This is a genomic window from Microbacterium atlanticum, from assembly GCF_015277815.1.
In the GTDB taxonomy this organism is placed as follows: Bacteria; Actinomycetota; Actinomycetes; order Actinomycetales; family Microbacteriaceae; genus Microbacterium; species Microbacterium atlanticum.
Map to the genome: position 1 here is coordinate 376,461 of NZ_CP063813.1, position 21,782 is coordinate 398,242.

Annotated in this window: 15 protein-coding genes; 13 read left to right on the top strand and 2 right to left on the bottom strand. The window is 69.2% G+C overall.

The features are described from left to right. Positions 1 to 111: 111 nt before the first annotated feature. The 9 genes from IR212_RS01680 to IR212_RS01720 all read left to right on the top strand — a co-directional run bounded on the left by IR212_RS01680 (position 112) and on the right by IR212_RS01720 (position 13,483). The gene (locus IR212_RS01680; RefSeq protein ID WP_194397313.1) at positions 112 to 2,781 is read left to right on the top strand and encodes an alpha-L-rhamnosidase; all 2,670 of its coding nucleotides are present in this window, start codon (positions 112 to 114) and stop codon (positions 2,779 to 2,781) included. Further along, complete coding sequence (locus IR212_RS01685; RefSeq protein WP_194397314.1) at positions 2,778 to 5,057, top strand: beta-glucosidase family protein; 2,280 nt, start codon at positions 2,778 to 2,780, stop codon at positions 5,055 to 5,057. Before IR212_RS01680 ends, IR212_RS01685 begins: the two co-directional genes overlap by 4 nt. Further along, positions 5,054 to 5,398: a nucleotidyltransferase domain-containing protein gene (locus IR212_RS01690; protein WP_194397315.1), complete on the top strand. Its 345-nt coding sequence runs from the start codon at positions 5,054 to 5,056 to the stop codon at positions 5,396 to 5,398. The genes IR212_RS01685 and IR212_RS01690 overlap by 4 nt, the downstream gene beginning before the upstream one ends. Then, positions 5,398 to 5,844, top strand: a complete 447-nt coding sequence (locus IR212_RS01695; protein ID WP_194397316.1) for a hypothetical protein — start codon at positions 5,398 to 5,400, stop codon at positions 5,842 to 5,844. The genes IR212_RS01690 and IR212_RS01695 overlap by 1 nt, the downstream gene beginning before the upstream one ends. Before the next feature lie 46 nt (positions 5,845 to 5,890). Continuing rightward, positions 5,891 to 6,943: a LacI family DNA-binding transcriptional regulator gene (locus tag IR212_RS01700; protein ID WP_194397317.1), complete on the top strand. Its 1,053-nt coding sequence runs from the start codon at positions 5,891 to 5,893 to the stop codon at positions 6,941 to 6,943. A gap of 128 nt (positions 6,944 to 7,071) precedes the next feature. After that, positions 7,072 to 9,591, top strand: a complete 2,520-nt coding sequence (locus tag IR212_RS01705; protein WP_228479430.1) for a beta-glucosidase — start codon at positions 7,072 to 7,074, stop codon at positions 9,589 to 9,591. A 138-nt stretch (positions 9,592 to 9,729) separates the two neighbouring features. Then, complete coding sequence (locus IR212_RS01710; protein ID WP_194397318.1) at positions 9,730 to 10,743, top strand: LacI family DNA-binding transcriptional regulator; 1,014 nt, start codon at positions 9,730 to 9,732, stop codon at positions 10,741 to 10,743. A gap of 231 nt (positions 10,744 to 10,974) precedes the next feature. Next, on the top strand, positions 10,975 to 13,116 hold the full coding sequence (locus IR212_RS01715) for a beta-glucosidase family protein (RefSeq protein WP_228479431.1): 2,142 nt from the start codon (positions 10,975 to 10,977) through the stop codon (positions 13,114 to 13,116). 76 nt (positions 13,117 to 13,192) lie between these two features. Further along, on the top strand, positions 13,193 to 13,483 hold the full coding sequence (locus IR212_RS01720) for a Dabb family protein (protein ID WP_194397319.1): 291 nt from the start codon (positions 13,193 to 13,195) through the stop codon (positions 13,481 to 13,483). Between the two features lie 57 nt (positions 13,484 to 13,540). Here IR212_RS01720 and IR212_RS01725 read toward each other — a convergent pair whose 3' ends face one another. Continuing rightward, a complete protein-coding gene (locus IR212_RS01725) occupies positions 13,541 to 14,545 on the bottom strand; it encodes a LacI family DNA-binding transcriptional regulator (protein WP_194397320.1) in 1,005 nt (334 codons plus the stop codon). Between the two features lie 102 nt (positions 14,546 to 14,647). On the opposite strand from IR212_RS01725, the gene rhaI reads away from it, so the two are divergent. The 4 genes from rhaI to IR212_RS01745 all read left to right on the top strand — a co-directional run bounded on the left by rhaI (position 14,648) and on the right by IR212_RS01745 (position 20,682). Continuing rightward, the gene (gene rhaI, locus IR212_RS01730) at positions 14,648 to 15,808 is read left to right on the top strand and encodes an L-rhamnose isomerase (RefSeq protein WP_420488610.1); all 1,161 of its coding nucleotides are present in this window, start codon (positions 14,648 to 14,650) and stop codon (positions 15,806 to 15,808) included. A gap of 127 nt (positions 15,809 to 15,935) precedes the next feature. Further along, positions 15,936 to 17,972 carry a bifunctional aldolase/short-chain dehydrogenase gene (locus tag IR212_RS01735; protein WP_194397322.1) on the top strand — a complete coding sequence of 679 codons (2,037 nt, stop codon included), beginning with the start codon at positions 15,936 to 15,938 and terminating at the stop codon, positions 17,970 to 17,972. Further along, the gene (locus IR212_RS01740) at positions 17,969 to 19,387 is read left to right on the top strand and encodes a rhamnulokinase (RefSeq protein ID WP_194397323.1); all 1,419 of its coding nucleotides are present in this window, start codon (positions 17,969 to 17,971) and stop codon (positions 19,385 to 19,387) included. Before IR212_RS01735 ends, IR212_RS01740 begins: the two co-directional genes overlap by 4 nt. Positions 19,388 to 19,395: 8 nt before the next feature. Beyond that, entirely contained in the window at positions 19,396 to 20,682 is a 1,287-nt protein-coding gene (locus IR212_RS01745) for an alpha-hydroxy acid oxidase (protein ID WP_194397324.1), read from the top strand. 409 nt (positions 20,683 to 21,091) lie between these two features. Here the strand turns inward: IR212_RS01745 and IR212_RS01750 are convergent, their stop codons facing one another. After that, the gene (locus IR212_RS01750; RefSeq protein ID WP_194397325.1) at positions 21,092 to 21,724 is read right to left on the bottom strand and encodes a TetR/AcrR family transcriptional regulator; all 633 of its coding nucleotides are present in this window, start codon (positions 21,722 to 21,724) and stop codon (positions 21,092 to 21,094) included. Between the last annotated feature and the right edge of the window lie 58 nt (positions 21,725 to 21,782).

Consider the following 21,782-nt stretch of genomic DNA (forward strand, 5'->3'; position numbering starts at 1 on the left):
CAGCGATCTCTCTGCCGCGTACGGCACTTGCCGAGCGACCCGCCGATGTGCACAATCGTGGGGTAGCGTTGAAGCGCTTCACTGCTGCAGTGCCGCTGAAAGGATCGTCCCGTGACCGACCTCCCACCGTCCGCCCGCACCGACGAGGGGACCGCCGTCTGGAGCCTTCGCTCCCAGCACCCGGCTGGCTTGCTGGGTGTCCCGCGCGACGGGCTCCGCCTGTCGTGGGAGGTGCGCAGCACCAGCGCCGCCCGCCAGGTCGGCGCGCAGTTCGCGTGGTCCGATGGGGGCGACTGGATCGAGGAGTCTCCGTTCGAGGGCGAGGCCTCGATCGCGGTGCCCGCCCCGGGCGGGCCGCTGCCGGAGGGCGCGTCGCGGCATTTCCGCGTGCGCGTCGCCACCGAAGCCGGCTGGTCACCCTGGAGCGCCGAGCTCGAGGTGGAGGGAGCGGTCGACCGGCTGGAGGCGGCTGTCATCACGGTCGACTCCGACGCCGAGGGTCCCAATCCGTACCTCCGCCGGTCGTTCACTCTCGCCGACGCTCCCATTCGTGCCCGCCTCCGTATCAGTTCGCTCGGGCTCTACGAGGCCCGCGTCAACGGCGAGCCCGTCGACGACGAGCACCTCGCGCCCGGCTGGACTGCGTACCAGGATCGCATCCTCGTCGCGACGCACGACGTGACGTCGGCGTTGCGGGAAGGCGACAACGTCCTCGCCGTCCGAATCGCCGACGGCTGGTACCGAGGACGCCTCGGATGGCGCAACAAGCGTCACCATTACGGCAGCGCCCTGGGGCTGCTGGTGCAGCTCGAGGTCGAGCTTGCCGACGGCAGCATCGTTCGCGTCGACTCCGACGACGACTGGCGCTCATCAGTCGGGTCGCTGCTCATGACGAGCCTCTACGACGGCTGCGACGTCGATCTGCGGCTGGAGCCGCACGGGTGGGATCGTCCCGGTTTCGACGACTCGGCCTGGGGCGGCGTGTGCACGCTCGATGTCGACAGGGCTGTCTTTCAGCCTCGGTTCGCGCCGCCCGTGCGCACCGTCGCCGAGCTGACCGGCACGCTCTCGGTGCGCGACGACCGCACCGCTGTCGACCTCGGCCAGAACATCGCCGGCTGGATGCGCATCGTCGTGCGCGGCGAGGCCGGAGACACCGTCGTCGTCCGCCACGCCGAGGTGCTCGAGGAGGACGGTGCGCTCCACGTCGCCGCACTCCGCACCGCGCGTGCGACGGACACGTACATCCTCGACCGCGACGGCGAGCACGTGCTCGAGCCGGCCTTCACGTTCCACGGATTCCAGTACGCCGACGTGACCGGCGCCGAGGTGATCTCCGCCACCGGAGTAGCGATCAGCTCCGACACTCCCCAGCGATCGAGCTTCCGCAGCAGCGAGTGGGCCCTCGACAAGCTCCACGCCAACGTCGCCTGGTCGCAGAGAGACAACTTCGTCTCGGTGCCCACCGACTGCCCGCAGCGTGACGAGCGGCTGGGCTGGACCGGCGACGCCCAGGCATTCGCGGCGACGGCCGCCACCCTCTTCGACAGTGACGCGTTCTGGCGCTCCTGGCTCGTCGACCTCGAGATCGATCAGGACGACGACGGCGCCGTCGCCGCCGTCGTGCCCAACATCATCGAGGACACCGACTTCGACTCGACCGGACAGTCCCAGATCATGGGACGGGCGGGCTGGGCGGACGCCGCCACCATCGTGCCCTGGGCACTGTATGAGTCGACCGGCAGCGACGAGGCCCTCCGCCAGCAGCTGTGCAGCATGCGCCGCTGGGTCGATCACCTGGAGCGCCGCGCGGGCGACGTCGGGCTGCTCCCGAGCGAGTTCCAGTTCGGCGACTGGCTCGACCCCGACGCTCCCGGAGACCGGCCGTGGGAGGCGAAGGTGTCGGGCGACTTCGTCGCGAACGCGTTCTTCAGCTGGAGCGCCCGCCTGCTCGCGCGCGCCGAGCGACTCGTCGGCGACGCAGACCGCGCCGTCGCCGCCGACGCGCTTGCCGACCGTGTGGCCGACGCGACCTGGCAGCGGTGGGGAGACCACGCGTCCTCGACGCAGTCCGGCTGTGCGCTCGCCATCGAGTTCGGGATCGCGCCGGCGGAGGAGGTCGCCGGACTGGGCGATCGTCTGGCCGCGCTCGTCCGCGAGGAGGACGGTCGCATCGCCACCGGGTTCCTCGGCACACCGCTCGTCCTCCCGGCTCTGACGCGCACCGGCCACCTCGACGAGGCGTACGCCATGCTGCTTCGCCGCGAAGCGCCGTCATGGCTGTACCAGGTCGAGCGGGGGGCGACCACGGTGTGGGAGCGCTGGGATGCGTTGCGACCGGACGGCTCGATCCACCCCGGCGACATGGAGACAGGCGAGGGCATGCTCTCGTTCAACCACTACGCGTATGGGGCGGTGATCGACTGGGTGTACCGGACGGTGGCCGGTCTCGCCCCCGTCGGCGATCGTCCCGGGTATCGCGAGATCCGCGTCGCGCCGCGCCCCAGCGTCGGCATCACGGAAGTCTCCGCCGAGATCCGCTCTTCCCTCGGCCCAATCGGCATCGACTGGCGCCTGGAGGGCAACGCCCTCGTCGTCGACCTGTCGGTGCCCTTCGGCGCCGAGGCCGTGCTCGACCTTCCCGCCGGGCCGGAGTCCATCGTGCGGCTCGGCGACGCCCCCGCACCGGACCGGGTCGGTCCCGGAATCCATCGCCTCACGGTCACTGCCCCCGCCGTGGCCGACCCTGCGCGCGCCCTCGCCCAGCGGAGCGCGGTGTGACGCGCGCATCCGACGAGCGCATCGCCCTCAACGACCTCTCGGGCGGCGGGGCGACCCCCTTCGCCTACGCCGACGGAAGCTGCGGCATCCGTGGCGTCGACGGCGCGACAGCGCTGCCCAGCGCGGTGACCCTCGCGGCGAGCTTCGACCCGGGCCTGGCCGAGGAGTACGGCCGGCTGCTGGGCGAAGAGCTGCTCGCGGCGGGGCACAACGTCCTCCTCGCGCCCGCGCTCGACATCGCGCGCGACCCGCGATCCGGGCGCATCGGCGAAAACCTCGGAGAGGATCCGCTCCTCGCCGGAGAGCTCGGGGGGCGGATCGGCCGCGGCATCCAGTCGCGCGGAGCGCTCGCGGTGGCCAAGCACTTCGTGGGCAACAACGTCGAGCGGCTGCGCACGGGCGCGGGGTCCTTCGCCGAGCGGACCGACGCGATGGACGTGCATGTCGATGAGCGCGCCCTGCACGAGGTGTATCTCGCGCCCTTCCGCCGTGCGGTGGAGAGGTACGGCGTCGCCGGGCTGCTCGGCTCGTACAACCGCCTCAACGGCGTGTACACCTGCGAGTCGGCCGAACTGTGGCGCATCACCCGTGAGGAATGGGGTTTCCGTGGTGTCACGATTCCTGACTTCCTGTTCGCGGTGAGGGATGCCGAGGCCGCCCTGCACGCGGGACTTGACATCCCCGGGCTCGAGGAGTTGGCCGGACGCACGCCCGAGATCGTCGCGGAAGCCGACGATGAGACCCTCGCGCGACTCGGAGAGCACGTGCGAGCCGCTGCGGCGTCCGTCGGACTGGTCGGGGCCACCGGCGTCGTCGACGCCACGCGCCTGGGCACGCCCGAGGCACTCGAGCTGGCCGAGCGCGTCGCCGTCGACGGTGCGGTGCTGCTGCGCAACGAAGACGCGCTGCCGCTGGCATCCGGTGCCCGCGTCGCGCTCATCGGCGGTGAGGAGGTGCGCCACCGGCTCGTCGTCGGCGGCGCGGCGAGCGTCACTTTGACCGACGTGCGCGTCCCCCGGCTGGTGGACGCGCTCGCGGCGGAAGGCCTCGAGCTCGCGGCATCGGCCGACGGAGCCGCGAACGTGCCGCTGCCACCGCTCGCCGCAGGCCCCGGCATCTCCATCGCCGCGACCGTGCGCGATGCCGCCGGGGAGCGACGAGAGGCACTCGATCGCGCCGAGCTCCGCGCCGATCCGGAGCGGCCCGATGCCGCCTGGTCGGCCGAGCTGGCGGTGACCCTGCCCGCGTCGGGCGAGCTTCTCGTCGCCGCGGAGTTCGCGGGTGACCTGGAGCTGTTCGTCGACGGGCGGCCGTTGGCGGCGGGGTTCCGCGAGGCGTCGCCGATGATCGCCGGTCCGCACTACGTCCTGCAGGCCGTCGTCCCAGCGTCCGACGGGGATCGCGTGCTCCTCGCGCGCTACCGCACCGGGTCGGCGATCGCGGTCCCGGCCACGCCGATCATGCCGCACCTCCTCATCGGCGCGGTGCCGCTTGCGCCCATCGTCGAGGCAGCGGTGGCCGCGGCATCCGAAGCCGACGTCGCCGTCGTGCTCGCCGGCCGCGTCACGGGCGAGGCGATGGATGCCGATGACCTCGGCCTTCCGGCCGGCCAGGCGCAGATCATCGATGCCGTGACAGCCGCCGGAACGCCTGTCGTCGTCGTGACCCACGGAGCAGGGCCGGTCGACATGCCGTGGCGCGAGCGTGCCGCCGCGATCCTCCACATGGGGCACTCGGGGGAGAGATTCGCCACCGCCCTGGCCTCGATGCTGTCGGGTCGCCGCGAACCGGGCGGCCGTCTCGTGCTCACGGTGCCAGACGGACACGCGCCGGTCCGGCCGGCCGATCCCGATGCCGACGGCCGCGTGCACTACGCCGAGGGCGTCGACGTCGGCTATCGCGGTTACGAGCGCGGCGGCATCCGTCCCGCCTATTGGTTCGGCCATGGACTCGGATACGCGAGGATCGACCTCGTCGCCGCGGACGCCGACGGCGACGGTGTGATGGTCGACCTGCGTTGCGGCCCTGATCGTGCAGGCAAGGCGGTCGTGCAGCTGTACGCGCGCGCCGCCGACGGTGAGACGCTGAGCCTTGCGGGGTTCGCGGCGGTGCGGCTCGCCGCAGGCGAGAAGAGGCGGCTCCGTGTCGCCGTGGACCGCGATGCCCTCGCGCGCCGCGTCGACGGGGCCTGGGCGACGCCCGCCGGCTCCGTCGAGATCGCAGTCGGTTTCTCGCGCGGCGATCTGGTGCACACCGTAGAGGTGTCCTTGCGATGACCCGCCACGCGCACCACGAGCAGCTCATCGCCGAGCTCGCCGGCGCCGCGCGCGCGGACGAGGTCGCGGCGCTGATCGTGGTGGGCTCGGCCGCGCGCGGCAGCGCACGGCCTGACTCCGATGTGGACATCTATCGCGTGGTCGACGATGCCGCGTTCGATGCCGCGCTTGCTCGCGGTGAAGTGTCGTGGATCGAGCCGCGAGAGGACGCATGGCCCGGCGGCTACGTCGACGTGAAGCTCATCAGCCGCGGTCTGATGGAGCGCGCGAAGACGGAGGCGATGACCCGTTCCGCGCGTCGCTCATCGGGGCGTCCGTGGTGCACGATCGGACCGGAGTGATGCCCGAAGTGATCGCGCGCATCGTGGACCCGCCCGGTGCCCGGTTCGACGGCCTGGCCCGCAGCTTCGGCGATCAGTTCGGGCTCTTCGCCGGATACTTCCTGCCGCACGCCCAGGCGCGCGACGATACTCTCGCGCGCCGCTATGCGGCGTCCCGTGCCGCCCTCGCGGCCGCACGCGTCGTGCTCGCGAGCGACCGCGTGCTGTTCCGCGGCATGAAGTACCAGCGCGAGCAGGTCCTGTCCGCCGCGAGCGGCGGGGCCGTCGTCGTGGAGGCGCTCGAGCGGCTCGTCGACGGCGCAGGCGTGGACGACGCTCGGCGCGTCGCCGGCCTGCTGAGCGCGATCGGACTGACGGTGACGGTGGATGACCCGATGCTCGGGCGGTTCATCGTCGAGAATGAGTTGTCCTGGTTCACCGGCGCACTGCCGCCCGACGCGCGATGACGCGCGAGAGCGGTGAGCAGACGTGCCCCGTCGGAGAGGAGTGTCGGTGAGCGAAGCGGCAGAGGGATCCCCGTCGCGCGCACGCCGCGGTGGCGCCCGGCGCTCGACGCTTTCTGACGTCGCGCGGGTGGCAGGGGTGTCCGTCGGCACCGTCTCGAACTTCCTGAACCGACGCGACAAGGTCGCCCCCGCGACACAGACCGCGATCGAGCAGGCCATCGCGCTGCTCGACTTCGTCCCCAACGGCCAAGCGCGCTCGCTCGCGCGCGGGCGGTCTCGCACGATCGGGATGATCGTCACCGACCTCGCGAACTCCTTCTTCGTCGACATCGCGCGCGGCGCCGAAGAGGCGGCCGCCGACGCGGGGCACTCGCTTCTCGTGGCCAGCAGTGTCAACGCCGAGGGCAAGCAGCGCGAACTCCTCCGCGTGTTCGACGAGGCGCGCTTCGCCGGCATCCTCATCGCGCCGTTCGAATCCGCGGCGGACTATCGAGAGCCCGAGGGGCTGCGCGGTCCCGCGGTCGTGCTGAACGTGGCGCGGCCGGTGCACTACGGCTCGTCGGTCGTGAGCGACGACGAGCTCGGCGGCTACCTCGCCGCGCGGCACATGATCGATCTCGGGCGTCGGTGGCTGCACTTCGTCGGAGGTCCCGACCGCCTCGCGCCGATTCAGCAGCGGCTGGAGGGCGTGAGGCGCGCCGTGGATGAGTCAGACGGCGTCGCGCTCACGTTCGAGCATGTTCCTTTCGAAGATCACCTCGCGGAGGGTGCGGCCATCGGCCGGCGGCTTCGACAGCTCGGCCCTCTGGTGCGACCCGACGCCGTCGTCTCGACCTCCGACCTTGTTGCGCTGTCGATCATCCACTCCGTGCAGGGCGCGCTCCGTGTTCCCGAGGATCTGGCCGTGATCGGCTACGACAACAACGCGGCGGCGAGGGATGCGGCCATTCCGGTGTCGACCGTCGCGCAGGCCGGCATGGAGATGGGCGCGGTCGCGTTCCAGCTGCTTCTCGAGGACCTCACCGGGGCACCGCACGAGCGCCGGATGGTGTCCCTCAAGCCGCACCTCGTGGTGCGTGCGAGCTCGTCAGCGGCCTGATCCGCGGAGTTCACAGCCGATTCGTCCCGAGCTCTTGACAGCGGGCGCTGCTGACTGCGAATGTAGACCGGTCTACAGATCGTAGATCGGTCTACGACCGCCTGATCTCGAGGGAGAGGGACCCGACGATGACGTTGTCCGAAGACATCCGCCCGGCGCATGCACCGCGTGCCCGCCGCCGGATGACCGCGCTGCTGCTGGGCGCGACGCTGATCGCGAGCGGAGGAGTCGTCGCGCTGGGCGCACCGGCCGTCGCCGCCGACTGCGCCACGGTGCCATGGATGGACACCTCCAAGACCGCCGACCAGCGGGCCGAGGCCCTCCTGGCGGCGAGCTCGCAGCACCAGAAGTACCGCTGGCTCGTAGAGCAGCCGGCGAACAGCCCCACCCAGACGACCTGGTCCGGTGGCGTGGTCTACCCGGCTCAGGTCGAGTGCACGCCGACCGTGATCTACGCCAATGGCGCCGAGGGCGTGCACAACCGCGCCGGCACGACCGCGTGGCCCGCTCCCATCGGTATGGCAGCGACCTGGAACCTTGAGCTCGGGGAGGCGAAGGGTGCGGCACACGGTCGGGAGACGTTCGACAACCGCAGCGCGGTCGTCCTCGGTCCCGGTATCGCCAGCCACCGCAACCCGCTGAACGGTCGCAACCCCGAGTACTTCGGCGAGGACCCGCTGCTGTCGGGCCTCTCCGCGGCCGTCAACGTGAAGGGGCTCGAGGAGGGCAACCCCGACAAGCCCGTCATCGCGAACCTCAAGCACTACGTCGCCAACGAGCAGGAGTTCGACAAAGAGCTCAGCACGTCGAACATCGACGAGCGCACGTTCCGCCAGGTCTATGACCTGCCGTACGAGATCGCGGTCAAGGAGAGCGACCCGAACAGCGTGATGTGCTCGTACAACCAGATCAACGGGATCTACGCGTGCGAGAACCCCGTGCTCACGACGAGCCTTCGTGACGAGATGGGCTTCACCGGCTACACGATGAGCGACTTCGGCGCGGTGCACTCCACCGCCGCGTCGCTCATGGCGGGCATGGACCAGGAGCTGAACCGCCCGGTGTACTTCACGCCTGCGCTCCTCGACGCCGCGCTCGCGGCCGGTGAGATCACTCAGGCCCGCATCGACGAGGCCGCGTTCCGCGTCGTGAGGGCGTACATCGACGGCGGACTGTTCGACCACCCGATCCCCGCCGTCCGCGTGCCGGACACCTCGACCCCCGCGCACAAGGCGCTCGCGCTCGAGCTCGCCGAGCAGAGCATCGTGCTGCTGAAGAACGACGACGTGCTGCCGCTCGCGGCCGAGCCGCTGAAGGTCGCCGTCATCGGCCAGACCGCTTCGCTCACCCCGACCGGTGGCGTGACCGCGCGTCAGGGCTGCTCGCAGTTCCTTCCGTTCGGCAGCGCAGGCACCGTGCTCAACTGCACCGCGATGACCGCGCCTCTGACGGCGATCACCGAGAAGGTGACGGCTGCCGGTGGAGAGGTCCTCTACAACAATGGCGCTGACCCCGTCGCCGCCGCCGCCGTCGCCGCTGAGGCCGATGTGGCGATCGTCTTCGGTTACACGAAGATGGGCGAGGACAACGACATGCCGAACTACCGCCTGTCGGTCAACGGCGACGCGCTGATCACGTCGGTGGCCGCCGCCGCGGAAAAGACCGTCGTGGTCCTCAACACGGGTTCGGGCGTCGAGATGCCCTGGCTCGGTGACGTCGACGCCGTCTTCAACGCCTGGTACTCGGGCGAGAAGGGCGGCGTCGCGCTCGCCAACCTGCTGTGGGGCGACGCGAACCCGTCCGGCAAGCTGCCCGTCACGTTCCCGAAGTCGATCGCCGAGAGTCCCGTGGGCGGCTCGCCGGAGCGGTTCCCCGGCATCTTCGCCGATGGCTCGATCACCCGTCCCGCAGGCTCGGAGGAGATCCGTCAGATCAACTACACCGAGGGCCTGGAGAACGGCTACAAGTGGTACGACGAGAACGGCGTCGACCCGCAGTTCGAGTTCGGGTTCGGCCTGTCGTACACGTCGTTCGAGTACAGCGGCCTCGAGATCGAGCACAGCGACGACCCGGTCACCGGCGAGGTGCACTCGACTGTTTCCTTCACGGTGAAGAACACCGGTGCGGTCGCAGGATCGGAAATCCCCCAGGTGTACCTGTCGCTGCCTGCGGCGGCCGAGGAGCCGGGCAAGCGCCTGGTCGGCTTCGACCGCGTCGACCTGGCGGCCGGCGAGAGCACGCGCGTCGAGGTCGAGGTGGACTCGACCGCGAGCAACCAGCCGTTCTCGATCTGGGACGTGGAGGCCGACAAGTGGACGGTGCTCGACGGTGAGTACGAGTTCTCGGTCGGGGCGTCCTCGCGGGACCTTCGCCTGTCGGAGGACGTGCTCGTGGACCGCATCGCACCCGAGATCGTGTCGATCACCCTCGACCGCAGCCAGAAGGTCGTCGTCGAGGCGACCGACGAGCTCAGCGGCGTCGCGCTCATCGAGTACTCGACGCAGAAGAACAAGCAGGAGGCCTCGCCGTGGACCGAGTACACCGCTCCGCTCCAGGTCGACGCCAAGAGCACCGTCTCGTTCCGCGTGACCGATGCGTCGGGCAACGTGACCGAGGCCGTGGAGGTGAACCGCAAGGACCTGCGCTGATCGCCGCGGACGGCCGCTGAGTCGTCCCCCGCGATTGACCGCCCGCCCCGTGGGAACGCCACGGGGCGGTCGGTCGTTCTCCCTCAGGGGCGGTACCGTAACCATGCGAGAGCGCTCCCCTCGCCCACGGAGGAAGTCATGACCGATGCTGCGACCCGGCGGCACGCGACGATCGAAGACGTCGCCGCCGCGGCCGGCGTCTCCCGCGCGGCGGTTTCGAAGGTGCTGCGCAATGCCTACGGCGTGAGCGACTCCATGCGTGAGCGCGTGACGGCCGCCATGACCGAACTGCAGTACCGCCCGCGTGTCGCGGCGCGCGCGATGCGAGGCCGTACATTCACGATCGGCATCGAGATCCCCGATTTCGGCAACCAGTTCTTCACGCGCATGCTCGGCGGCGCGATGCGGGGACTGGCAGGCACGTCGTACCAGTTGGTGATCGCGCCCGCTGAGGCGGGCTCGCGAGAGGGGCTGCGCGCGATCGAAGCGCTCATCGACCGGCAGGTCGATGGCGTCATCGCGGTGTCGCCCCGGGTGGATCAACGCGAACTCGAGCGGATCGCGGCCTCCACCCCGGTCGTGATGTTCGGACGCTACGACACCTCTGCCGAGTACGACACCGTGGCCGGTGACGACGTCCGCGGCACTGCCGCCGCTATGGCTCACCTGTTCGAGCTCGGCCACACCCGCATCGCGCATCTCACGCTGCCTGAGTCCGACGAGGACGATGCGTCACCGCACGGGGTCCGACTGCGGGAGTACCGGGCCGCGATGGCGGCTGCGGGCCATTCCGCGCACGAGTTGGTCCTGCGCTCCGACGAGGGCCAGAATCCGGCCTACGAGGCGGTCGCAGCCGCCCTGCGCGACGGTGCCGGAATGACCGCCGTGTTCGCGGCGCACGACGAGCTCGCGATCGGAGCGCTGCGGGCGGTAGCCGAGACCGGGTCAGACCTGTCCGTCGTCGGTTACGACGACGTCCCGATCGCCGCACACCCGGCCCTGGGATTGACGACCGTGCACCAGCCGGGTGACGAGATGGGCGCGCGCGCCGTCGAACTGCTGCTCGAGCGCGTCGCCGGCCGGACCGAACCCGTCCATGAGGTGTTCCCACCCGAGCTGCGAGTGCGCACTTCGAGCCGCGCGCCGTCCTGATTCATCGAATCCTCACTCAATTCCTCTTGACAACGCGTCCTTCCAGAGCAGAATGTAAACCGTTCCACACAGTTGTGGAACGGTCTACAAGCCTCGAGGGAGAGGGAACCGGACGTGAAGAAACCCCACCGGATGGTCGGGATGGCGATGAGCGCAGCGCTCATCGCGACCGGCGCCATAGTGACGCTGTCAGTACCGGCGACTGCCGTTGACTGCAGCACTGTTCCATGGATGGATGCCTCGAAATCGGCGGACGCCCGCGCGGAAGCCCTGCTCGAGGCCAGCACGCAGCACCAGAAGTATCGCTGGCTGGTGGAACAGCCCGCTGTGTCGCCGACGCGGACGGATTGGCAGCCCGGCCGCCCAGGAGAGGCGCCGGTCGTGTACCCGGTGCAGGTCGAGTGCACCCCGACGATCGTCTACACGGATGGGCCCGAGGCGGTGCGGGCCCCGGGTGTCACGGACTTCCCGGCGCAGATCGCCTTGGCGTCGACCTGGAATCTCGAGCTTGCGTACGAGAAGGGCGTGGCCCAGGCGGACGAGTCGTTCGCGAAGCGCCGCAACGTCATTCTCGCCCCCGGGATCGGCAACGGCCGCACTCCGCTCGCCGGACGGACGCCGGAGTACTTCGGTGAGGACCCTCTCGTGAACGGCCTGTTCGCCGGTGCCCACGCGGAGGGCATCGAGGCGGACGGCAAGGTGCTGTCCGACCTCAAGCACTACCTGGCGAACGAGCAGGAGCTGGATCGGCAGACCAGTTCGTCGAACATCAGCGAGCGCGCCCTGCGCGAGCTGTACAGCCTGCCCTATGAGATCGCGGTCGACGAAGGCAGCCCCGAGAGCGTGATGTGCGCCTTCAACCAGGTCAACGGCGTGTACATCTGCGAGAGCCCGATCATGCAGAGCTTGCTGAAGGACGACCACGGCTTCGACGGCTTCATCATGTCGGACTTCGGATCGGTGCACTCGACGACCGCATCGCTCATGAATGGTCTCGACCAGGAGCTCAATCGGCCGATCTGGTTCACGCCCGAGAAGCTCGACGCCGCTCTCGCCGCGGGTGAGATCACGCAGGAGCGCATCGACGAAGCGGCCTTCCGGGTCGTGCGGTCGTATATCCGAGGAGGGTTGTTCGACAACCCGCTGCCAGCGGAGGCCGCTGTCGAAGCATCCACTCCCGCCCATGAGGCGACCGCGAAGAGGATCGCCGAGGACGGCAGCGTGCTCCTGAAGAACGACGGCGTGCTGCCGCTCGAAGCGGAGGCCGGCCAGACGATCGCGCTCTTCGGTCCCACCGCATCGACGACCCCGACGACGGTCGGCAGCTTCCCGGTCAGCGCCGTCTCGGTGTGCAGCCTCACGCTGCAGCGCAACCCGACGGCCGCTCCGCGCAACACGCTGCCGTGCGAGGACGTCGTCTCGGCGGAGACGGCGATCACCGCACGGGCAGCCGAGGACGGCGCCTCGGTTACGTGGAACAACGGCCAGGACATCGCCGCAGCCGCGGCGCAGGCCGCGGAGGCCGACATCGCGATCGTGTTCGGATACCAGCGGATGGGCGAGTTCAGCGACCTGACCGACCTGCGACTGCAGGGCAACGGCGATGCGCTCATCACGGCGGTCCAGGCAGCCAACCCCAACACCGTCGTGGTGCTGCAGACCGGCAGTGCGGTGGAGATGCCCTGGCTCGATGGGGTCGAGGCTGTGCTGGAGAACTGGTACGGCGGCGAGCAGCAGGGCCCGGCGATCGCGTCGCTGCTGTTCGGCGACGTCGCACCGTCGGGCAAGCTGCCGATGACGTTCCCGAAGTCGCTCGCTGACACTCCGACGAACACTCCCGAGCAGTACCCCGGCGTCTTCTCCGACGGGTCGACCACCCGCCCGGCGGGCTCGAACGAGATCCGTCAGGTGGAGTACAGCGAGGACCTCGCGATCGGCTACAAGTGGTACCAAGAAGAGGGCATCGAGCCGCTGTTCGCCTTCGGCCACGGTCTCACGTACACGACGTTCGCCTACGACCGGGTGCAGGTCACCCCGAAGTCGACGAACGGCGCCAAGGAGATCCGCATACAGTTCAAGGTCACCAACACCGGCGACCGCACGGGCACCGAGATCGCGCAGGCGTACGTGACGCTTCCGGACTCGGCCGATGCCCCCGGCTCGCGACTGGTCGGATGGGAGTCGGTGACCCTCGAGCCGGGTGAGCACCGCAACGTGACCATCACCCTGTCGGCCGACGAACTCGCCGAGCAGCACCTGCTCGAGCACTGGGACGAGGGCGCCGACGATTGGGTGTCCGCGAAGGGCACCTACGGCGTCGCCGTAGGCGGCTCATCCGAGGCGCCTATCGCGACGCAGTTCACCATCAAGTAAGGAACTGCATCACATCGCGGGGGCAGCAGCGCTGTCCCCGCGATGTGCTGTCCGCCCGAAGGATGAGAATGGAATCATGACCGTCACTCACATCGTGCTGATCGAGTGGAAGACGGATGACCCGACCCGACGCGAATCGGTGCAGGCGGCAATCGGACGCCTGCCCGAACAGATCCCTGAGATCCAACAGTTGCGATTGGGTGAGAGCAACAGCCCCGAGGCGCTGGAGCAAGGGTACGACTACGGGTTCGTGATGTCCTTCGAGACCCGGGCGGACCGTGATGCCTACCTCTCTCACCCAGCGCACCTGCCGGTGGCACAGCTCATCGGGTCTTCGGCCAAGCGGGTGCTGGTCTTTGACGTCTGAGATCCCGAAGAGTCAGATCTGTCGAGTCACCAGCCGTGCGGCGTCTTCGCCCCTTCGCTAGCGAGCTCTCGTCGAAGATCGCACGATCAACTCGGGCTGGAAGACGATCTGCTGCGCAGAGTCGGCCCCGTCCACCGCGGCGAGGAGCAGGTCCACCGCTCGTCGGCCGATGAGTTCGCTGGGCTGTCTGATCGATGACAGGGGGACGACGGCGGCCGAGGCGAAGTCGATGTCGTCGTAACCGATGATCGCGACGTCGTCCGGAACGGAGATGGAACCGAGCATCACCAGTGCCTGGAGCACGCCGACAGCGAGCAGGTCGTTCGCGGCGAAGACAGCGTCGGGGCGGTCCCCGGGCTCGCGCCCGCGCAGACGTTCGCCCGCAGCACGACCCTCGAGCACGGTCAGAGCGGTTGTCTCGATCACGTCGAGGGAGGCATCCGGGTTTTCACCAATCGCTCGACGCGCACCGGCGAGCCGGTCCGTGACTTGCCGCGTCGTCAGCGGTCCGCCGACGAAGGCGATGCGGCGCCGGCCGGTGTCGAGCAGATGGCGCACCGCGAGGTAGCCGCCGGCGACGTCGTCGACAGCGACCGATGAGAATTCGCCGCTGTCACTGGGGCGGTCGACCAGGACGGCCGGGATGCCGCGGGAACGAAGGCGCACCAGCCGTGCCGAGACATCGTGCACCGGCGTGATGAGGACGCCCTGCACCCGCTGCTCTTCGAAAAGGTCGAGGTACCCCGTCTCGCGCGACTCGTCGTCGTCGCTGTTGCCGAGCAGGATCGAGAGGTCGCTCTCAGCGGCGCGACGCTCGGCGCCTCGGGCGACGTCGGTGAAGAACGGGTTGCCGACGTCCAGCACCACAAGGCCGATGCTGCGACTTCGCCCTGCCCGCAACTGGCGCGCGGCGTCGTTGCGGACGAATCCCAGCTCGTCGATGGCCGCCTGCACGCGCTGCACGGTCGCCGCTGACACCTTGCCGGGTCGGTTGAGCACGTTGGACACCGTGCCCACCGAGACCTGCGCGAGCGCCGCGACATCCTTGACGCTTACCGACATCCCGACCTCTGCTCTCGACCCGGTTGAGTTGCGTGAAACGATACAGGCAACTATCGTATGAAACGATTCACTACCTTGGAGACCTCGAAGATGAGTACGGCAATGCTTACCCCTGACCACCTCGAGCAACTGGCGGGCCAGGGCATCGAGCTTCCTTCGTGGGCCTTCGGCAACTCGGGCACTCGATTCCGGGTGTTCACGACGCCGGGCACACCGAGGGACCCGTTCGAGAAGATCGCGGATGCTGCGAAGGTGAACGAGTTCACCGCCCTCGCGCCGAGCGTCGCGCTGCACATCCCGTGGGACAAGGTTGACTCCTACGACGACCTGCGCCGCCATGCGGAAGACCTCGGGGTGAAGCTGGGCACGATCAACTCCAACACCTTCCAGGATGAGGACTACAAGTTCGGCGCCCTCACCCACGCCGACGATGCGATCCGGCAGAAGGCGATCGACCATCACTTCGAGTGCATCGACATCATGCACGCCACCGGCTCGCGCGACCTCAAGATCTGGCTCGCCGAGGGCTCGAACTATCCGGGTCAGAACGACATGCGCGCGCGCCAGGATCGACTGGCCGACTCGCTGGAGCAGATCTACGCGCGCCTCTCCGACGAGCAGCGCCTGGTGCTGGAGTACAAGTTCTTCGAGCCGGCGTTCTACCACACCGACGTTCCGGACTGGGGAACCTCGTACGCGCAGGTGGCCGCTCTCGGCGACCGGGCGATGGTGTGTCTCGACACCGGCCATCACGCGCCTGGGACGAACATCGAGTTCATCGTGATGCAGCTGCTGCGGCTCGGGAAGCTCGGCTCGTTCGACTTCAACTCCCGCTTCTACGCCGACGACGACCTCATCGTAGGGGCGGCCGACCCGTTCCAGCTGTTCCGCATCCTGTTCGAGGTCATCCGCGGCGGCGGCCTGAACAACCCCGACGTCGCGTTCATGCTCGACCAGTGCCACAACATCGAGGACAAGATCCCCGGACAGATCCGCTCGGTGCTCAACGTGCAGGAGATGACGGCACGCGCGCTGCTCGTCGACCGCGACGCCCTCGCCGCGGCCCAGGCCGCCAACGACGTGCTCGGCGCGCAGGCCGTGTTCATGGACGCGTTCTACACCGACGTGCGCCCCGCCCTCGCCGAATGGCGCGAATCGCGCGGCCTGCCCGCCGACCCGATGGCCGCGTATGCGGCCTCCGGCTACCAGCAGCAGATCGCGGCCGACCGCGTCGGCGGCACCCAGGCCGGCTGGGGCGCGTAACTTCAGAGACCCGCCGGGGCTGCGGGAAGCCGATCCCCGCAGCCCCGGCGCACCACCCGCTTCCGCTCACCTGTCGCGAACGGCCCGCGTTTGTGCAGATCGTGAGCAATCGAACGAAGGACCCCTCATGACCAACCAGGCAGCAGCCGACCTCATCGCGCGGTCCAACCGCCTCGGCGCCGACCCGAAGAACACCAACTACGCCGGTGGCAACACGTCGGCAAAGGGCACCGAGACCGACCCGGTCACGGGGGAGCCCGTCGAGCTGCTGTGGGTCAAGGGCTCGGGAGGCGACCTCGGCACCCTGAAGGAGGCGGGCCTCGCGGTGCTGCGCCTGGACCGCATGCGTGCGCTCGTGAACGTATACCCCGGCGTCGATCGCGAGGACGAGATGGTCGCGGCGTTCGACTACTGCCTGCACGGCAAGGGCGGCGCCGCTCCCTCGATCGACACGGCGATGCACGGGCTGGTGGATGCGGCGCACGTCGACCACCTGCATCCCGACTCGGGCATCGCGATCGCGACCGCCGCCGACGGCGAGGTGCTCACCGGGAAGATCTTCGGCGACAAGGTCGTGTGGGTGCCGTGGCGTCGCCCGGGGTTCCAGCTCGGCCTGGACATCGCCGACATCAAGGCGAAGAACCCGCAGGCGATCGGGTGCATCCTGGGCGGTCACGGCATCACCGCGTGGGGCGACACGTCGGATGAGGCCGAGGCGCACTCGCTGTGGATCATCGAGACCGCGCAGTCCTACCTCGACGAGCACAGCAAGTCCGCCCCGTTCGGCGGCGTGCGCGCCGGCTTCCAGGCCCTCCCCGAGGCCGAGCGTCGCGCGAAGGCGGCCGCTCTCGCCCCGACGATCCGCGGCCTGGCGTCGACGGACAAGCCGATGGTCGGTCACTTCACCGACTCGGCTGTGGTGCTCGACTTCCTCGCGTCGGAGAAGGCGCCCGCTCTGGCCGCGCTGGGCACGAGCTGCCCCGACCACTTCCTGCGCACCAAGGTCAAGCCGCTGATCCTCGACCTTCCCGCAGACGCCGAGGTCGAGGCATCCATCGCCCGCCTGAAAGAGCTGCACGAGGAGTACCGCGCGGACTACCAGGCGTACTACGACGCCCACGCCACCGCCGAGTCGCCCGCGATCCGCGGCGCCGACCCGCTCATCGTGCTCATCCCAGGCGTGGGCATGTTCAGCTACGGCGCGAACAAGCAGACCGCCCGGGTCGCGGGGGAGTTCTACGTCAACGCCATCAACGTGATGCGCGGCGCCGAGTCGGTCTCCACCTACACGCCGATCTCGGACGCGGAGAAGTTCCGCATCGAGTACTGGGCGCTCGAAGAGGCCAAGCTGCAGCGGATGCCGAAGCCGAAGACGCATCAGGGCCGCATCGCGTTCGTCACCGGCGCCGCGTCGGGCATCGGCAAGGCCATCGCGACCCGCCTGGCCGCCGAGGGCGCGTGCGTCGTGGTCGCCGACCTCGATCTCGAGAAGGCGCAGGCCGCCGCCGCCGAGCTCGGTGGCACCGACGTCGCGATCGGCGTCGCGGCGAACGTCGCCGACGCCGAGGGCGTGCAGGCCGCGATCGACGCGACCGTGCTCGCGTTCGGCGGTATCGACCTCGTCGTGAACAACGCCGGCCTGTCGCTGTCCAAGCCGCTGCTGGAGACCACCGAGAAGGATTGGGATCTGCAGCACGACGTCATGGCGAAGGGCTCGTTCCTCGTCGCCAAGGCCGCCGCGAAGGCCCTCATCGCGCAGAGGATGGGCGGCGACGTGATCTACATCTCGTCGAAGAACTCCGTCTTCGCCGGCCCGAACAACATCGCCTACTCGGCCACCAAGGCCGACCAGGCCCACCAGGTGCGGCTGCTCGCGGTCGAACTCGGCGAGCACGGTGTGCGCGTGAACGGCATCAACCCCGACGGCGTCGTGCGCGGCTCGGGCATCTTCGCCGCCGGCTGGGGCGCCAACCGCGCCGCGACCTACGGGGTCAAGGAAGAGGACCTGGGCCAGTTCTACGCGAACCGCACCATCCTCAAGCGCGAAGTGGTGCCCGAGAACGTCGCCGACGCGGTGTACGTGCTCACCGGACCCGAGCTGAGCCGGACCACGGGCCTGCACATCCCCGTCGACTCCGGCGTCGCGGCAGCGTTCCTGCGATGACCGAGCCGAGCGGGGGCGTCGTTGCGGCCGTCGACCTCGGCGCGACCAGCGGCCGCGTCATGCTCGGCTACGTCGGGGATGGGATGCTGCGCCTCGAGGCGGTCTCGCGGTTCCCGAACGGCCCGGTGGCCGGGCCGGATGGGCTGCACTGGGACTTCACGTCGCTGTACCGCCACGTTGTGGACGGACTTCGTGAGGTGGTCGCTCGCGAGCCGGAACTGGCGAGCGTCGGAATCGATTCCTGGGCCGTCGACTACGGCCTCGTTGCGGGAGGCGAGCTGCTCGCCGAGCCGTTCCACTACCGCGACGACCGCACCCTCCGCGGGGTCGAGCAGGTGCACGCGGTCGTCCCGTTCGAGGAGCTGTACCGCCGCAACGGACTGCAGTTCCTGCCGTTCAACACGCTGTACCAGTACGTCACCGAGCGCGGCCTCAGCGATGCGGACGTCGCCCTCCTCGTCCCAGACCTGGTCGCGTTCCTCCTCACGGGCGCGCGGGTCGCCGAACGCACCAACGCGTCGACCACCGGCTTGCTGGATGTCCGCACGGGGAAGTGGGATGTGGAGCTGGCCGAAGCGATGGGAATCCCGGCATCCGTGCTTCCGCGCATCGTCGATCCCGGTACGCGTCTCGGACCGCTGCGCGGGGCGGCCCGCGAGCGTGTCGGCGCGCCGATCGAGGTCGTCGCCGTCGGATCGCATGACACGGCCTCGGCGGTCGTCGCCGTCCCGCTCAGCTCACCGAACGCGGCGTTCATCTCCTGCGGCACGTGGGGTCTCGTCGGCATCGAGCTGGAAGAGCCGGTGCTGACGGATGCTGCGCGCGAGGCCAACTTCACGAACGAGGGCGGCGTCGACGGACGGGTCCGCTTCTTGCACAACGTCACCGGGCTGTGGCTGCTGAGCGAGTCGGTGCGCACGTGGGAAGCGGAGGACGGCGCTTCGATCGATCTCTCGGAATTGCTGGATGCTGCAGCATCCGTCGACGGCGACATCCCGATCTTCGATGCGAACGATCCGCGGCTGTCGGCGCCCGGCGACATGCCCGCGCGCATCGCCGCGCTGTTCGACGGGGCCGGTTTCGCCGTGCCCCCGTCGCGCGCGGCCTTCACCCGCACGATCGTCGAGAGCATCGCCCAGGCGTTCGCGACCGCGGTGGCTACCGCGGGTCGCCTGACCGGACGCGACATCGACGTGATCCACATCGTCGGCGGCGGCGCGCTGAACCGGCTGCTGTGTCAGGCCACCGCGGACCGCTCCGGTCTTCCGGTGCTCGCCGGCCCGGTCGAAGCGACCGCACTCGGCAACGTTCTCGTCCAGGCCCGCGCCGCCGGGCTGCTGAGCGGCACGCTCGAGACGATGCGTGAGCTCGTCGCGCGCACGCATACCCCCCTCCGATACGAACCAAGGTCTTGAGTAACGAAATGGTCCAAAGACAACTGCCCAACCCCGCGGAGCTGCTCGAGTTGATGAGCTTCAAGAAGCCGGAGTTGAACGGGCGCAAGCGCCGGTTGGAATCGGCGTTGACGGTCGCGGATCTGCGGGTGATCGCGAAGCGTCGGACGCCGAAGGCGGCGTTCGATTACACCGATGGTGCGGCGGAGGGGGAGTTGTCGTTGGCGCGGGCGCGGCAGGCGTTCGAGGACATCGAGTTCCACCCGGACATCCTGCGTCCCGCTGCGGTGGTGGACACGTCGGTGCAGATCCTGGGTGGGCCCAGCGCGTTGCCGTTCGGGATCGCGCCGACCGGGTTCACCCGGCTGATGCAGACCGAGGGGGAGTCGGCGGGGGCGGCGGCGGCGGGGGCTGCGGGCATCCCGTTCACGCTGTCCACGCTGGGCACCACGTCGATCGAGGACGTGAAGGCCGCGAACCCGGGTGGGCGGAACTGGTTCCAGCTGTATGTGATGCGGGATCGGGAGATCTCCTACGGGCTGGTGCAGCGGGCGGCGGCGGCCGGGTTCGACACGCTGCAGTTCACCGTGGACACCCCGGTGGCGGGTGCCCGGTTGCGGGATAAGCGCAACGGGTTCTCCATCCCTCCGCAGCTGACGGTGGGCACGATCGTCAACGCGATCCCGCGGCCGTGGTGGTGGTACGACTTCCTCACCACCCCGAAGCTGGAGTTCGCGTCACTGTCCACCACCGGCGGCACGGTCGGGGAGCTGCTCAACGCCGCGATGGACCCGACGATCAGCTACGACGACCTGGCGGTGATCCGCGACCTGTGGCCGGGCAAGATCGTCGTCAAGGGCGTGCAGAACGTCGCCGACTCGGTGCGCCTCATCGACGCCGGCGTGGACGGCATCATCTTGTCCAACCACGGCGGCCGGCAGCTGGACCGCGCCCCCGTCCCGTTCCACCTCCTCCCGAAGGTCGTCCGCGAAGTCGGCAAGGACGCCACCGTGATGATCGACACCGGCATCATGAACGGCGCCGACATCGTCGCCGCCCTCGCCCTGGGCGCGAAGTTCACCCTCATCGGCCGCGCCTACCTCTACGGCCTCATGGCCGGCGGACGCCAGGGCGTGGACCGCACCATACAGATCCTCCGCACCGAGATCGAACGCACCATGCAACTGCTCGGCGTCGCCACCATCGCCGAACTCGAACCCCGCCATGTCACCCAGCTCACCCGCCTCCAGCCCCTCAGCGACCCCGCACCCACGCGCACACCCGCACGGGCGCGCGGCACGAGCACGAAGGCCTGAGGGCGCGACTTCGCTGGGAACAGAAGCGAGAACAATCGCAGTGAATCGAGGGTGACTCGACGCAGCGTTTGAGAACTTGGAACGTTGATTTCATGCGGCTCTGTGACCTCATGTGATCCCTGTGACCGCATCCCGTATGCGTTCAAATCCCACCGTCACCGCCATAAATCCCTGATCAGCGCTACTTTCGAGTGGCGCTGATCGGCGTTTTGCGAGCATTTCTTGTTCCCGCTAGTTGCGTCGCCTGCCTCAAGATCCGCAGGATTCCGCGGCAAACGGCGTAGTTACCGTGGTTTGGAGCACCACCGTGGACCGAGCGGGTGGGGCGCTCGGGCGCCGAACGTTGGGGGTCGTCGTGGTGGCGACCCGAGCGAGCAGCGGCGCCGATGGAACGCGGGAACCTCCAGGCCTAATTGTCCGTCGTAGACAGCAGCCGCATCAGGCGCTCCATCAGGGGCAGAACGTCGCGCCCAGGGTCGAGAAGCGCCTGTATACGCAGGCCGTCGATCATGGCGAGCACCATGGTGACCTTGTCGTCGGCGGTGAGCTCCTCATGGTCGTCGGCGGTAGCGAGACGGCCCGTGCCGAAGCTGCGACGCATGCGATCCCGCCGTGCGAGGAAGAACTCGTGGGCGGGATGGTCAGGATTGGTGGCCGCCACGGTGATCGCCAGCCAGTTGCGCTGCTGTTCGGGGTGAGCGAACTCCTCGCGCAGGACGGTGGACAGCACGCGCTCGGCCGGGACCTGAGCCTCCATGATGCGCCGCGCCAGCTCCTCGTCCTGCTCGTCCCGCAGTGCGAGGGCGGCGAGAAGGAGCTCGTCCTTGCTGGCGAAGTGCCGCAGCAGCGCAGCATGGGTCACATTCGCCCGAGCGGCCATGTCGCGCAGTGACGCGCGCTCGTACCCATGCTCGGCGAAGCTCGCCGAGGCTGCGCGGACGATCTCCGCTCGGCGCGCCGGCGTGTTCGCGTAGGGCCCTCGGCGGCGGGTAGCGGGCTTCACGGGCCGATCCGACTCGACATCCTCGGCGACGTTCGACATGGCTCCTCCTGTCACGGTCGCGATCACCGTGTCCGGCGACTTGCCAAGTGTAACCGGA